Source organism: Stenotrophomonas humi (assembly GCF_001431415.1).
Lineage (GTDB): Bacteria > Pseudomonadota > Gammaproteobacteria > Xanthomonadales > Xanthomonadaceae > Stenotrophomonas > Stenotrophomonas humi.
Map to the genome: position 1 here is coordinate 148626 of NZ_LDJI01000020.1, position 14948 is coordinate 163573.

12 protein-coding genes are annotated in these 14948 nt (G+C 64.8%); 8 read left to right on the plus strand and 4 right to left on the minus strand.

Annotated features, from left to right (window positions below):
• The first annotated feature begins 16 nt into the window (after positions 1–16).
• Both ABB26_RS11205 and ABB26_RS19000 read left to right on the plus strand, forming a co-directional pair.
• Complete coding sequence (locus ABB26_RS11205) at positions 17–1534, plus strand: FAD-dependent oxidoreductase (RefSeq protein ID WP_057634102.1); 1518 nt, start codon at positions 17–19, stop codon at positions 1532–1534.
• Positions 1531–1722: a hypothetical protein gene (locus ABB26_RS19000; protein ID WP_152982646.1), complete on the plus strand. Its 192-nt coding sequence runs from the start codon at positions 1531–1533 to the stop codon at positions 1720–1722. Before ABB26_RS11205 ends, ABB26_RS19000 begins: the two co-directional genes overlap by 4 nt.
• Before the next feature lie 112 nt (positions 1723–1834).
• Here ABB26_RS19000 and ABB26_RS11210 read toward each other — a convergent pair whose 3' ends face one another.
• Together ABB26_RS11210 and ABB26_RS11215 are read right to left on the minus strand one after the other, a co-directional pair.
• Positions 1835–2575: a GntR family transcriptional regulator gene (locus tag ABB26_RS11210; protein ID WP_057634103.1), complete on the minus strand. Its 741-nt coding sequence runs from the start codon at positions 2573–2575 to the stop codon at positions 1835–1837.
• Positions 2576–2591: 16 nt separating this feature from the next.
• Positions 2592–3836: an acetyl-CoA hydrolase/transferase family protein gene (locus ABB26_RS11215; RefSeq protein ID WP_057634105.1), complete on the minus strand. Its 1245-nt coding sequence runs from the start codon at positions 3834–3836 to the stop codon at positions 2592–2594.
• 126 nt (positions 3837–3962) lie between these two features.
• Between ABB26_RS11215 and ABB26_RS11220 the strand changes: the two genes are divergently transcribed.
• The 5 genes from ABB26_RS11220 to ABB26_RS11240 are packed head-to-tail and all read left to right on the plus strand — an operon-like array spanning position 3963 to position 10738.
• The gene (locus ABB26_RS11220; protein WP_057634107.1) at positions 3963–5321 is read left to right on the plus strand and encodes an MmgE/PrpD family protein; all 1359 of its coding nucleotides are present in this window, start codon (positions 3963–3965) and stop codon (positions 5319–5321) included.
• Complete coding sequence (locus tag ABB26_RS11225; protein ID WP_057634108.1) at positions 5321–6712, plus strand: MmgE/PrpD family protein; 1392 nt, start codon at positions 5321–5323, stop codon at positions 6710–6712. The genes ABB26_RS11220 and ABB26_RS11225 overlap by 1 nt, the downstream gene beginning before the upstream one ends.
• Complete coding sequence (locus ABB26_RS11230) at positions 6709–8106, plus strand: phenylacetate--CoA ligase family protein (protein WP_057634113.1); 1398 nt, start codon at positions 6709–6711, stop codon at positions 8104–8106. The genes ABB26_RS11225 and ABB26_RS11230 overlap by 4 nt, the downstream gene beginning before the upstream one ends.
• 11 nt (positions 8107–8117) lie before the next feature.
• A complete protein-coding gene (locus ABB26_RS11235) occupies positions 8118–9515 on the plus strand; it encodes an amidase (protein WP_057634115.1) in 1398 nt (465 codons plus the stop codon).
• The gene (locus ABB26_RS11240) at positions 9512–10738 is read left to right on the plus strand and encodes a CaiB/BaiF CoA transferase family protein (RefSeq protein WP_152982648.1); all 1227 of its coding nucleotides are present in this window, start codon (positions 9512–9514) and stop codon (positions 10736–10738) included. The genes ABB26_RS11235 and ABB26_RS11240 overlap by 4 nt, the downstream gene beginning before the upstream one ends.
• Positions 10739–10769: 31 nt before the next feature.
• Here ABB26_RS11240 and trmL read toward each other — a convergent pair whose 3' ends face one another.
• Positions 10770–11249 carry a tRNA (uridine(34)/cytosine(34)/5-carboxymethylaminomethyluridine(34)-2'-O)-methyltransferase TrmL gene (trmL, locus tag ABB26_RS11245; protein ID WP_057634118.1) on the minus strand — a complete coding sequence of 160 codons (480 nt, stop codon included), beginning with the start codon at positions 11247–11249 and terminating at the stop codon, positions 10770–10772.
• Positions 11250–11289: 40 nt separating this feature from the next.
• Positions 11290–11679 (minus strand): hypothetical protein, encoded by a 390-nt coding sequence (locus ABB26_RS11250; protein WP_057634121.1) that lies wholly within the window; start codon positions 11677–11679, stop codon positions 11290–11292.
• A 352-nt stretch (positions 11680–12031) separates the two neighbouring features.
• On the opposite strand from ABB26_RS11250, the gene ABB26_RS11255 reads away from it, so the two are divergent.
• Positions 12032–14896, plus strand: a complete 2865-nt coding sequence (locus ABB26_RS11255) for a M16 family metallopeptidase (protein ID WP_057634123.1) — start codon at positions 12032–12034, stop codon at positions 14894–14896.
• Positions 14897–14948: the final 52 nt, after the last annotated feature.

The window sequence follows — 14948 nt, forward strand, 5'->3', positions numbered from 1 at the left end:
CTCCCGGAGGGGAACCATGGCCAGCCTCAACGCCGTCAAACAGTGGGACCAGCAGTACGATCTCGTCATCGCCGGCTTTGGCCTGGCATCGATGTGCGCCGCCATCGAGGCGCATGACCTGGACCCGAGCCTGTCCATCCTCATCCTGGAAAAGGCCAACGAGGCCGAGACCGGCGGCAACAGCCGGGTGGCCGGCCAGTCGCTGCTGATCACCAAGAACGCCAAGGTGCTGGCCGAGTACCAGCGCAAGATGAGCGAGGCCAACCCGATCCCCGAAGACATGCTGGTGCCGTGGTCCGAGGCCATGGAAGCGCTGGAGCCGTGGATCCAGGAACGCGCGGCGCAGGCCGGTGCGCAGTTCATCCACGGCACCGGCTTCTCCGAGCGCGATGCGGTGCTGGAGTTCCCCGAGTTCGGTGCGCGCGAGGCCGTGCACTGCACTGCCACCATCCTGCCGATCCCGTCGGGTGTGTACCTGGCCTTCCGCGAGAACATCCGCCTGCGCCCGCGCATCCAGATTGCGTTTGAATCGCCGATCAAGGACCTGGTGCAGGACCCGGACACGCTGGAAGTATTCGGCGTGATTGCCGAGCAGAACGGCCAGCCCATCGCCATCCGTGCCAACAAGGGCGTGGTGATGGCCACCGGTGGCTTTGAAGCCAACCTGGACATGCAGCGCAACTATTTCGGTCTGGCCAACCCGGCACCGCTGGGCACGCCGCACAACACCGGCGACGGCATCAAGATCCTGCAAAAGGCCGGTGCCGACCTGTGGCACATGCGCAACCAGGGCCAGTCCGGTGGCATCTGGCCGGGGTTCAAGCCGGAAGGCTTCGTCAACGGCTTCCTGCGCAACTTCTTCTGGCAGAGCTTCAGCTGGATTGAAGTGGACGCCAACACCGAGCGTTTCTACAACGAAACCGCCGAACTGCAGCTCACCCACTACAAGGAAAAGAAGCACGGCCACTGGGTGGACACGCCGCACTATCGCGCGCAGCCGGTGCACATGATCTTCGATGCCATCACCTGCCAGTACAACAAGCTGGTGGTGGAAGTGATGAGCTGGAACCCGGTGGTGCGTGGCTACAAGTGGTCCGACGACAACGCGGTGGAAATCGAGAAGGGCTGGATCCAGAAGGCCGATACGCTTGAAGAACTGGCGCTGAAGATCAGCCGTGACCCAGCCAAACTGCGCGCAGCGGTGGACCGCTACAACGCGGCCTGCACTGCCAAACAGGATGCCGATTTCGGCCGCAACCCGGACACGCTGTTCCCGATCGCACAGGGCCCGTTCTACGGGGTGCGCGTGGACCCGGTGATCGTCTGCACGGGCGGTGGTGCGCGCCGCAACATCAAGTCCGAAGTGCTGGACCACGAAGGCCAGCCGATCCCGCGCCTGTACGAAGCCGGCGAGATGGGCTCGATGTTCTCGGATCTGTACCAGAACGGTTCGTACCTGACCGAAGCGATGATTTCCGGCCGCGCGGCGGGCCGTGAAATCGTCGGCCTGAAGCACTGGGAGGGCGGCGCATGAAGGTTGCGACTCCGGCGATGAAGCTCGACGTGCGCATCAATGACGTCAAGGCCGAAGATGGCCTGCTGGTGATGGATGGTGTCGCCGGCATGCTGCCGTGCAAAACCAGCCTGACGCCTGCCGAGTTCCGGCAGATGATGCGATTGGCGCTGCAGCCGAGCGTGCTGGCGTTGTTGTTCAAGAAATGAGGGCATGAAGCACCGGGCTAGAAGTCCTTGCTTGAAGCCCTTGCTCAAAGCCCTTGCTCAAAGCCCCTCTCCCGCGTGCGGGAGAGGGGTTGGGGTGAGGGGGGCTCCACCCTCAACGATGATTGCGCGACAGCACCATCGAGTACGCGAACCTGCCTGGTGGGTGCAGGCTGATCGCCATCAGCAGCAGGCGGCCATTGGCATCGCGATATCGACGCTGCACGCGCATGGCCGGTTCGGTCTTCTTGATGTCCAGCAGTTTGGCGTCAGCGGCATCGAACGAGGCGGCATCAAATACCTGCTCCACGCGCGACAGCCGGGACGGATCAAGGAACCTGGCAACCGCCCGCGCCGCGCCTGCCACGTCCAGCAGCTTGTCGACGGGCACGCCGCTGCGCACCGGCACCAGCATCTCGGTCACCGCGATCGGCTCGCGGGTCTGTTCTTCCAGGCGCAGGCAGTGCAGGCGCAGGTATTCCTTGCCTTCGGCGATATCCAGGCGCTGCGCGATTGCCGCATCGGCGACCAGGCGCTGGGCTTCAAGTACCTTCAGGCGGGTGCTGTTGCCGTACTGCATCAGCAGGTCGACCGTGTCGATCTCATGTTCGTAGCGCATCGCTGCACTCTGCGCGATCACCCGGGTGCCGGCGCCCGGGCGGCGCTGTACCAGCCCGGCGCTGATCAACTGTGCCAGTGCCGCGCGTGCGGTGTGGCGGCTGACGCTGAAGCGCTCGCATAGTTCCAGTTCGGTGGGCAGCAGGGTGCCCACGGCGTACTCGCCTTTCTCGATTGCTGCCTGTAACAGATCGCCAAGTTCGGCATAGCGGGGCTTGCTGCGTCGCGTACCAGTCATATGTACTGATCCTTGTTCAAAGTCTGTGCGAAAGCGCCTGCCAATTGCGTTCCAGGGCTTCGCGGTGTTCGGGAGCGGCAATGGCGATCAGGGCACGGGCCCTGGCGTGGACATCAAGGTGGCGCAGGTCGGCGACACCGTATTCGCTGACGATGCAGTCAGCATCCACGCGCGCCAGGCTCACTGGCCCCGCGGGAAGCATCGGCACAATCCTGCTTTCGCCCTTGGGGGTGCTGGCAGGGAGTGCAATGATGCCGCGACCGCCTACCGATTGGCGAGCGCCTTGCAGGAAATCGGGCAGGCCGCCGACACCACTCAGTTGGCGTCCAGACAGGAACTCGCCGTTCACCTGGCCCAGTAGATCCACCGACAATGCGCTGTTGATGGCGGTCAGACGAGGCAGGGCGCCCAGCACGGCATGATCATGGGTATGGCCCACGTCGCGGAATACAACGGTGCGCGGGGCGATGTCATACAGCGCGGCGGTACCCAGCGCCACACCGGCAACGACCGCATCCGGGGCGGGTGAAAGCGCACCGGAATCCATCAACCCCAGCAATCCGTCGGAGACCATGCCGCTGTGGATACGCAGGTTGCGGCGCTCGCGCACCGCACGCAGTACCGCCGATTGCAGCCTGCCCAGGCCCAACTGCAGGGTGGCGCCGTCCTCCACCAGCGTGGCCACCTGCGCGGCCACTGCGTCCATTGCCGGGTCGGTGGCGGGGTCGGGGATTTCCAGCAGCGGCATGTCCTGTTCGATGGCGGCGGTGATCCGCGCCAAGGGGATGGACGGGCCGCGTGTGCGCGGCATGCGCGGATTGATGTGCGCCAGGATGCGTGTCGCACGCGGCCATGCTGCGGGGGTGAAGTCACAGGCCACGCCCAGTGAGCAGTTGCCGTCATCATCTGGTGGTGCCACTTGCACCAGCACGGTGTCGAAACTCACCTTCTCGCGCAGCCAGCGCCAGGTGGCGGTGTAGGTCATTGGCAGGTAATCGACGCGGCCCTCCAGCCAGGACGCGCGCAGGTCGCCACTCAGGAAGATGCTGCGCTGGCGTGTCTGCGGGTGCAGGGCGGCGAAATCGAAGCTGTTGACCGTTGGGATGTAAACACCGGTGAAGCGCAGCCCGGCGCAGCGCTGCGGCTGTGCACGCAGCCACGATTCAAACAGCAGCGAGTGGCCGGCGCAGCCGGGCGCGAAGATCTCGCGGCCCTGGGCAAGGTGGTCGAAGAAGGTGTCGGCATCCAGCGGTCGGGGCATGTGGGGTGATTGCAGGTTGCGGGAAGTGGATCATATGATATGTCCGGACAAAGTCGGTTATGCTCCTTTCACCGCAGCGTTTCCGCCACACCGCTTTTTCTGTCTGCAACGAGCCCCCGCCACGCGATGACTACGCCTGCTGCCAGCCTTACCGAACAGCTTGCCCAGCGCCTGCAACGGCCGGTGGATGCCGCCGCGCGGCAGCGCGCCGCGTTGTTGCTGGTGGATTGGTTGGGCTGCGCGCTGGCCGCATTGCGCTACCCGCTCGCCGCACAGCTGCGCAGCGTGGTGCAGGTGCAATCGTTCGGTCCGGCGGCAGCGCTCGGCGTCGGCGGGCGCTGCGTGAACGATGCGTTGCTGATCAATGGCGCGCTGGGCAATGTGCTGGAAATGGATGACGTGCATCGCGGCGCCATCCTGCACCCGGGCCCGGTGGTGATTCCCGTCGCGCTGGCGGCCGCACAGGCCGAGAATGCCGATGGCATCGCGCTGCTTGACGCAGTGGTACGCGGCTACGAAGCCACCATCCGTGTGGGTCGCGCACTGGGCCGTGGCCACTATCGCTATTGGCATCCCACCTCGACCGCAGGCGCGTTTGGCGCTGCCGCGGCAGGTGCCTCGATACTGCGCTTACCTGCCGATGCGCTGGCCGATGCATTGGGCAATGCCGGCAGCCGCACGGGCGGGCTGTGGCAGATGCGCCACGAGCCGGTGCCGACCAAGTCGCTGCACAACGCCGAAGCCGCACGCAGTGGCTGGCTGGCGGCGCAACTGGCGCTGGCGGGCATGCGTGGGCCGCGCAGGATACTGGAAGGCGAGCAGGGTCTGTTTGCCGCCACCGCGCCGGATGCCGTGCCGGAACAGGTGGTTGCCGACGAAGCTGACTGGTTGATCCACAGCACCAGCCTCAAACCGTGGCCGGCCTGCCGGCATGCGCACCCGGCCATCGATGCGATGCGGGAGGCACTTGGTGGGCTGGCCGAGGCGGACATCGCGCAGATCACGCGCATTGAAGTGCATACCTACGCCGAAGCCCTGCGCTTCTGCGACCGCCCGCGGCCATCCACCGAACTGGAAGCAAAGTTCAGCCTGCAACATGCCTTGGCATCGATCTTCGTACATGGACGTCCGCAGCTGGATCACTACACCGCCGAGAGTTGCAGCGACGAAGACGTGGCGCAGTGGCGCGAACGCGTCCACCTCACCGAAGACACGGCATGCAGCGAACGTTTCCCTGCGCATTACGGTGCCACGCTGGTCCTGCACCTGGCCGATGGCCGGCAGCGGGAGGCGGCACGCATCGATGCCTGGGGCGATCCGGAATGCCCGATGTCCACCGATGACGTGATCGCCAAGGCGATGGCGTTGGCGCAATGGGGTGGCGTATCGGCCGGGCTGGCGCAATCCCTCTTTGGGCAGGTGCAGGCGCTGGCCGATGGCGGCAGTCTGGACGCCCTGAACACGATGTTGGCGCGGGTGGCCTGATGCGATTGACCGAAGCCCTGTTGCAGCACGCAAGCACGCTGCGCTTTGAAGACCTGTCGGCCGAGGCGGTCGCCGCAACGCGCATCTTCGCGATGGACTCGATGGCGGTCGGTATTTCCGGCTCCGGCCCGCAGGTGCCATTGACCCAGACGGTGCGACGCAGCGTCGCCAGCTACGGCGCCGGCAATGCCGCGCGGGTGTGGGTGACAGGCGAGGCCCTGCCTGCTGCCAGTGCGGCGATGGTCAACGGCTACCAGATCCACAGCCAGGAATTCGATTGCGTGCATATGCCGGCGGTGGTGCATCCGCTGGCGGTGATCCAGTCGGCACTGTTCGCCGCCGCCGAGCAGCGCGCAAACGTGGATGGCCTGCCGGTGGACGGCAAGGCACTGATCACCGCGCTCAATGTCGCCGTGGATGTGGCGACGCTGATCGGCATCAGCGGCCGTGCGCCGATGCGCTTCTTCCGCCCGTCGATGTGCGGCGCCTTGGGCGCGGTCGCCGGCATCGCACACCTGCATGGCGCCGATGAAGAACAACTGCGTCGCGCGCTTGGCCTCATTTACAGCCATCTGTCCGGCACCATGCAGGCACATGTGGAAGGCTCACCCACGCTGGCTTTGCAGGTCGCATTGAACGCGCGCGCTGCGTTGAGCTGCTGGGAACTGGCCCGCAATGGATTCCCGGCGCCACGCGAAATGCTGGAAGGGCCATTCGGCTATCTGCCACTGATCGAAGGGGAGTTTGATACCGCGCCCTCGCTGCAGAAGCTGGCCGCGCGCGAAGCGCAGATTCTCGACGTCAGCCACAAGGTGTTCCCCACCGGCGGCGCCGCGCATGCTGCGCAGGACATGTTGATGGAGCTGCGTGAGCAGCATGGCCTGAACCTGGACAACGTCGTGTCCATCGAACTGCAGGCACCGCCATTGGTGCGCCGCCTGGTCGGACGCCCCTGTCAGCCCGCCATGGAAACCAGCTATGCACGGCTGTGCCTGCCTTTCCTGTTGGGCACGGTGTTGCTGGACGGGAAGGTCGGTTTGTCGGCCTATGCGCCCGGAAAACTGGCTGATCCGCGTCTGGCGGCATTCGCACCGCAGGTGAGCCTGGTACCGAACGACCGCGACGATCCGAATGCACTGGTGCCGCAATCAATGACGGTCGTACTGCGCGATGGTCGTGCGCTGCACAACCACCGCGATGCCGCCATCGGCTCACCGCAAAGGCCGCTGTCGCGTGCCCAGCAACTTGAAAAGTTCCACCACTGCCTTGACCACGCCGCGCGTCCGTTCGACGCCGGCCGCCGCGATGCCCTGATCTCCCACTTCGACCATCTGCAGGACATCGACGATGTCCGCCGGCTGGTCGACCTGCTGATTGTCGAGACCCCATGACCTACGCCACCTACTTCGAGTCGTTCGATATCAAGGAACTGCTCACCCAGTTCCCGATGGACCAGGCCTTCACTGACAAGTTCAGGAACATCAGCCGCGAGCAACTGCGTGCCGAGCAGAACGCGATGTTCCTGCGTTGCGTGGCCCGCGCCTGGCAGATTCCGTTCTACCAGCGCCTGTGGGGCAACGCCGGCATCACGCCCGGCGACATCCAGAGCCTTGACGACATCACCAAGCTGCCAGTGTTCGGCAAGCACGAAATCATGGCCTCGGTGGAAGCCAATCCGCCGCTCGGCGATTTCCACGGCTGGCAGGACGGCACCGAAGCCGGCAACAAGCCGCTGGTGTTCCATACGACCTCCGGCACCACCGGCCGTCCGCAGCCGCTGGTGTTCTCACCGCATTCGCGCGAAGTACAGAGCCTGCTGCTGGCGCGCCTGTACCGCTGGCAGGGCATGCAGCCCGGTGACGTGGTCCATTCGGTGTACGGCCACGGCATGATCAATGGCGGCCACTACGTGCGCGAAGCGGTGACGCATTACACGCAGGCGTTGTTCTGTTCGGCCGGCACCGGCATCGAGATGCGTTCGGCGCAGCAGGTGCAGCTGATGAAGAACATGGGCGCCAATGTCATTGTCGGCTTCGCTGACTACATCAAGAAGCTGGCCGACGTGGCGCGTGAGAACGGCCTGGTGCCGGGCAAGGACATTCCGGTGCGGATGATCTGCGGCCACCTTGGCCGTGAATCACGCGAGACGCTTTCCGCCGCCTGGGGCGGTGTTGAACTGTACGACTGGTACGGCGTGGGCGACACCGGCGCGATTGCCGGGCAGGGCCCGGACCAGGATGGCCTGTACCTGATGGAGGACGCGCAGTACGTCGAGATCCTCGACGTGGACAGCGGTGCATTGGTGGCCGATGGCGAAACCGGCGACATGGTGGTCACCTGCCTGTACAAGGACGACATCTACCCGATCATCCGCTTCAACACCCACGACGTGACCCGCGTGTTGACCACGCCATCAACGCTGGGCATGAACCTGCGTCGCATCGAAGGCTTCCTTGGCCGCAGCGACAACATGGTCAAGATCCGCGGCATCAATGTGTTCCCCCAGGCGATGGCGCCGGTGCTGGAAGAACATGCATCGTTCGCCGGTGAGTTCATCTGCGTGGCCAGCCGTGACGAAAGCGGACGTGATGACCTGGCGGTGCACGTGGAAACGCGCGGCGCGGTGGGCGATGCACAGTTGGCCGCCGAGTTCGGCGCATTGCTGCGCCAGCGGCTGGGCGTTGAAATGAGTATCGTGCTGGTGGAGCCGGGCGCATTGGCCGCGCTGACCGGCATTGAAGTCCGGCAGAAGCCGGTGCGTCTGATCGACAAACGTTTCGCCTGAGGAAAGCCCCCGTGAGCAAGGCCGATGCGCAACTGCTGAGCCAGGACATGACCGCGCAGGCGGCCTTGCTGGCCGCCGGCGAATTGAGCAGCGTGGAACTGCTGCGCCAGCAACTGGCCGCCACCGACGCCAGCCAACCGGTGATCAACAGCTATATCTATGTGGATGCCGAAGGCGCATTGGCCGCCGCCGCCGAATCGGATGCACGCCGTCGCAGCGGCCATGCACGTCCGCTGGAAGGCCTGCCGGTGGCGGTGAAGGACAACATCGACGTGGCCGGCATGGTCACCACCGCCGGTATGGAAACACGCCGTTACGATACGGCTGCGGCGTTCGACAATCCCGCCGTGGCCGCGCTGCGTGCGGCCGGTGCGGTGATCGTCGGTAAGCTCAACATGCATGAAGCGGCGATGGGCGCCGACAACGACAACCCGTTCTACGGTGCCTGCCATAACCCGCATCGTCCTGGTTACACGCCGGGCGGTTCCAGTGGCGGCAGCGGTGCGGCAGTGGCAGCGGGGCTGTGTTCGGCCGCGCTGGGGACTGACACCATGGGCTCGGTGCGCATCCCCGCCAGCTATTGCGGCGTGGTTGGCCTGAAGCCGAGTTGGGGGGCGATCAGCACACGTGGCACGGTGGCGTTGTGCCGCCGGCTGGACCACATCGGCCCCCTCACTCGCTCTGCACGTGATCTGCGCCTGTTGCTGCAGGTGATGACAGGCTTTGATGCCGATTGCGCGCAGTCGCGTGCGATCGATTTCGTGCCTGCCGACAGTGCGCCGCTGCGCATTGGCGTTGTGGATTTTGGTGATGCCGCCGATGTCGCTCCCGATGTGCAGGCCGCTTTTGAAGAGGGGCTGCGGGTGCTCACCGGGCTTGGTCATCGCCTGCAGCGGTTGCCGTCGCCGGTCTTCGCTTCCGGTCGCGCACGTCGTGCCGGTCTGTTGATGTGTGAAGCCGAGCTGCTGGTAGAGCATGCCGACGCCTGGGCTGGCGACCGCAGCAGGTTCTCACCCTTGTTGGTCAAGCTGATGTCCTGGGCCGAGGGCCGCAGCGCCGCTGAGTTGGCGGCCGCGTCACAATTGGCCGATCGCGGCCAGGTGCAGTTGCAACAGTGGCTGGCGCAATGCGATGTGCTGGTGATGCCGACCGCCCCGCAACGCGCGTTCGCGTTCGGCACACCCGCGCCGGCCAGCCAGGCCGACCTTACCGCTTACGCCAATCTTGCCGGGAACCCCGCGTTGTCGGTTCCGCTGCCGGTTGCTGCGGGCGCGTTGCCGGTGGGCATGCAGCTGGTTGGCACACTCGGCGATGAGCTGCAGTTGATCGCGCTGGCCGACGCATTTCAGAAGGCCGTGGCATGGCACCCTTCGGTTCCTGATGCATGTGCCGCGTGGTGGCCGAAATGAAGTTGCTGGAAGGCGTTCGTGTGCTTGATCTGTCGCGCATCCTTGCCGGCCCGTGGGCCACGCAGGTACTGGCCGATTTCGGCGCCGACGTGATCAAGGTCGAGCGTCCGGGCGTGGGTGATGACACCCGCAGCTGGGGGCCGCCGTATCTGAAGGATGCTGACGGCAACGACAGCACCGAATCGGCGTACTACCTGTGCGCCAACCGCGGCAAGCGTTCGGTCGCCATCGACTTCACTACCACCGAAGGGCAGGTCCTCATCCGCGAGCTGCTCGCCCGCTGTGATGTGCTGGTGGAGAACTACAAGGTCGGTGGCCTGAAGAAATACGGGCTGGATTTTGCCAGTGTGCATACCATCAACCCGTCGCTGGTGTACTGCTCCATCACCGGCTACGGCCAGGATGGCCCGTATGCGAAACGTGCCGGGTACGACGCGGCCATCCAGGCCATTGGTGGCTTGATGAGCGTTACCGGCGAACCGGATGGCTCACCCGGCGCCGGCCCGCAGAAAGTCGGCGTGGCGGCGACGGATCTGATGACCGGCATGTACGCGGCCAGCGCCATTCTTGCCGCGCTGCGCCATGCCGAGCGCACCGGCATCGGCCAGCAGATTGATCTGGCGTTGCTGGATACGCAGGTGGCATGGTTGGCCAACCAGGCATCGAACTACCTGATCGGCGGGGTGGTGCCGACCCGGCAGGGCACCGCGCATCCGAATATCGTGCCGTACCAGGTAATGCCGGCATCCGATGGCTATTTCATGCTCGCGGTCGGCAACGATGGTCAGTTCGCACGCCTGTGCGAAGTCATCGGCGAGCCGCAGCTGGCAGGCGATCCGCGTTATGCGACCAACAATGCACGTGTTGCCCATCGCGGCGAACTGGTGCCGTACCTGCAGCAACGTCTGAGCATGCGCCCTGCGGCACATTGGCTGGCGGCGCTGGAGCAGGCGGTGGTGCCGGCCAATCCGGTCAACCGCATCGACCAGGTGTTCGACGACCCGCAAGTACAGGCGCGCGGTCTGCGCATCGAACTGCCGCATGTCGGCGGTGGCAACGTGGCGATGGTGCGCAACCCGTTGAAGTTCTCGGCCACGCCGCTGCAGTACACGCAGGCGGCTCCGGTGCTGGGTCAGCACACCGCGCAGGTACTGGACGAGGTGCTGGCGTTGGATGCGGCGAGGTTGCAGCAACTGCAGGCTTTGGGTGTGATCGGCGGGTAACGCTTTCAGAGAAGAAGTTACCCCGCAGTACTCACGCCCCGCCAGGGAACCCATGCTGGCGCCACGCCTCGAACACCACCACGGCGACCGAGTTGGACAGGTTCAAACTGCGGTTGTTGGGTTGCATCGGCAGGCGCAGGCGGCGGCCATCGGGCAATGCGTCCAGCAGGTCCTGCGGCAGGCCACGGGTTTCCGGGCCGAACAGGAAGGCGTCGCCATCGGCGAAAGGAACACTGTCATAACGCACGCTGCCGCGGGTGCTCATTGCGAACAGACGCTTGGGGGCTATGCGCGCCAACGCGGTATCCAGGTCGGGGTGGACCTGCATCTTTGCGTACTCGTGGTAATCCAGGCCGGCGCGCTTGAGCTGCTTGTCACTGAGGTCAAAGCCAAGGGGCTCGATCAGGTGCAGTCGCGCGCCGGTATTGGCGCAGAGCCGGATCACGTTGCCCGTGTTGGGCGGGATCTCGGGCTGGTACAGCAGGACATCGAAAACGGGTGCGGAAGTCATCAGCCAAGTTTACGCCGGGCTGCTTCCGGCGGGGTCTGGCTTAGTTCGAAGCCAGACCCTTGGCGACCACGTTGCCGACGGCGTTGGCGGCCAGTTCGGCAGCCAGTGCCTGCACCTGCTGCACGTCCGGGCGGACGGTAACCGCAGGCAGCGACACCACCCAGTTCGCAACGCTGGCAATCGGCGTGGTTGCGGCCAGCTGGTTGGCGGCCTGTTCGGCCATCAGCTCGACGATCTGGCCGACGGTCGGGCGGACCTGCACGGCTGCCAGGGTCGGGATGCTGCTGGTGGCTTCAAGGTTGGCCTGGGCCAGTTGGTCGGCCGACGGGCGGACCTGCACGGTTTCCAGGGTGACGATATCCGAGGCCTGCGCGGTCGAGGCAAACCCGGCGACGAGGGCGATGGCGAGAGCGAGGGACTTGGCGTTCATGGCGGGACCTGTCTGTGTGTGTGTGAGCGGTGGTGTGGTAGTAAGGTAGTACACCAAATACCGGGACGCAAGAACTATTTCAATTTTCCGGTGTTTGTTCAGCGAGCAGTCATGTTCCGTTTGATCGATCTGGCTGCACTGAGGAGTACGCAGGACGCGTGCCAACTTTATGTGGCTGAATTGAAAGGAATTATTTTGATTTAGAAGTGTCCGCTGTCCGGACACTCAGTCCGCGGGCCGCACGGACGCGGGCACTTGGCTGTCCGCTTGCCGGGCATGACCCATGGCGTATGCAGCAACTGCCCGCTGCCGGTTAGGATCGGCGTTCACATTCATGCCCAAGGAAAGTGGAATGAGCGCAGCACCCCGTACCGCCCTTTTGACCCTGGCTCTCAGTGCTGCCCTCGGAGGATTCGTTGGCACGCCGTTGCCGGCCGAGGCCAAGACCCGGTCCGTCACCGCGCCAGCGACGGTGGACATTCCGTACGACGAGTTCACTCTGCCCAATGGCCTGCGTGTGCTGGTGCATACCGACCGCAAGGCGCCGATCGTGGCGGTCAATCTCTGGTACCACGTGGGCAGCAAGGACGAGCCGGCAGGCCGCAGCGGCTTTGCCCACCTGTTCGAGCACCTGATGTTCAACGGCAGCGAAAACGCGCCGGGTGAGTACTTCACGCCGTTTGAAGCAGCCGGTGCCACCGACATGAACGGCACCACCAACACCGACCGCACCAACTATTTCGAGAACGTGCCAACCACCGCGTTGGACATGGCGCTGTGGATGGAGTCCGACCGCATGGGCCACCTGCTGGGCGCCATCGACCAGAAGACCCTGGATGAGCAGCGTGGTGTAGTGCAGAACGAAAAGCGCCAGGGTGAGAACCAGCCCTACGGCCAGTTGCGCGAAGTGATCTCGCGCACGATGTTCCCGGTGGGGCACCCGTACCACCACACCACCATTGGTTCGATGAATGATCTCAACGCGGCATCACTGGATGACGTGAAGAACTGGTTCCGGACCTGGTATGGCCCCAACAACACGGTGCTGGTGCTGGCCGGTGACATCGATGTGGCTACGGCGCAGGCCAAGGTCGCCAAGTACTTCGGTGACATCCCGGCCACCCCGACCATGTCCCAGCCCAAGGTGGACGTGGCGGTGCTCGCGCAGAACGGACGCACCGAACTGGAAGACAAGGTGCCGCAGGTGTTGGTGCAGCGGATGTGGAATGTGCCGCAGGTGGGTGACAAGGATGCCGACCTGCTCGACCTGACCTCGCAGGTACTCGGTGGCAGCGCCAGCTCGCGCCTGGATGAGCGTCTGGTGCACCGCGACAAGCTGGTGGACAGCATCAGCACCAGCAACTATGGCTCGCAGCTGGCCGGCAATTTCGCCATCCGTGCGCTGGTCAAGAAGGGTGTGGACCCGGCGCGCGTCGAGGCGGTGATCGAGGAAGAACTGCAGCGCCTGATCAAGGACGGCCCGACCCCCGAGGAACTGGCCCGCGCCAAGACCGAGTACCGCGCAGGTTTCATTCGTGGCATCGAGCGTATCGGCGGTTTCGGTGGCAAGGCAGATGCACTGGCCTCGTGCACCACTTTTACCGGCAACCCGGCCTGCTTCCGCGAATCACTGGAGACCGTGGTCAGCGCCACGCCCGATACGGTACGCGCAGCCACGGCCAAGTGGCTGGGCAATCCGAGCCATACCTTTACGGTCAAGCCGGGTGAGCGCAAGCCGCTGGTGGAAGAAGCCTCGGCCAAGCCCGCGCCGTTCCAACTGCCGGCCGCCGATGCCAAGTACACCACCACCGCCAGCAGTGTGGACCGTAAGCTCGGCGTGCCGAAGGTCGACACCTTCCCTTCACTGACCTTCCCGGCGCTGCAGCACGCCACCCTGAAGAACGGCAGCAAAGTGATCCTGGCCGAGCGCCATGACATCCCGGTCGTCAACATCAGCTATGAATTCGCTGGCGGTTACTCCAGCGACCATGGCGGCAAGCTGGGCACTGCCAACTTCGCCAGCCAGATGCTCGACGAAGGTGCCGGTGATCTGAACTCGCTGGCTTTCAAGGCGCGTGCCGAAGATCTGGGTGCACAGCTGACTGCCAGTGCGGCGCTGGATGGCTCCAACGCTCACCTGTCGGCACTTGAGGAGAACCTTGACGCGTCGGTGCAGTTGTTCGCCACCATGCTGCGCGCACCACGCTTCGACGCCGCGGAGATTGATCGCGTCAAGGGCCAATGGTTGTCGGGCATCGCCCAGGAGAAGGCGCGTCCCCAGACCGCCGCATTGCGTGTGCTGCCGCCGCTGCTGTATGGCAGCGACCATCCGTACGGCATGCCGTTCACCGGCAGCGGCACCGAGGACTCGGTCACCGCCATCAATCGCGGGGATCTGCTGAACTACCAGAAGCAATGGTTGCGCCCGGAGCAGGCCACCGTGATCGTGGTAGGTGACACCACGCTGGCGCAGATCGTGCCGGTGCTGGACAGGCATTTCGGCGACTGGAAGGGTGAGGGGGCGGCGCCGGTCAAGGGCGATACGCCGCAGGTGGCACGCCCGAGCAAGCCGCGTGTGTTCCTGATCGACCAGCCGGGCGCGGTGCAGGCCAACATCTATGCCGGTGAGTTGATGCCGTCGACCAAGGATGCCGGTGCGGTGCAGCTCGAGCTGTCCAATGACGTGCTCGGTGGTTCGTTCACCTCGCGCTTGAACATGAACCTGCGCGAAGACAAGCATTGGTCTTACGGGGCGCGTACGTTGATCACGTCCGCGTTGGGCCAGCGTCCGTTCCTGGGCGTGGCGCCGGTGCAGATCGACAAGACCGCCGAATCGGTCGCCGAGATGCAGCGCGAAATCGCCGACTACGGTACCGGCAAGGTGCCTGCGACCCCAGCCGAAGTGACCAAGGTGGTGGACAACGACCTGCGTAGCCAGCCGGGCGCCTATGAGACCGCGCAGGCGGTGATGGGCACCATCGGTGGCATCGTTCGTTACGGCCGCCCGGACAACTGGGTGCAGGTGCGTAACGCGCAGGTCGCAGCATTCACCCCGGAACAGGCCAACGCCGCGGCCAAGGCCATCGACACGAACGCGCTGACCTGGGTGATCGTGGGTGACCTGTCCAAGATCGAAGCGCCGGTGCGCGCGCTCAAGCTGGGCGAAGTCACCGTGATCGATGCCGACGGCAAGCCGGTAGCCACGAAGGCGAAGTAAGCAGGGCCTCGTTGCTGTTGCCCAAAGCTTCTGCTCAAGCCCCTCTCCCGCA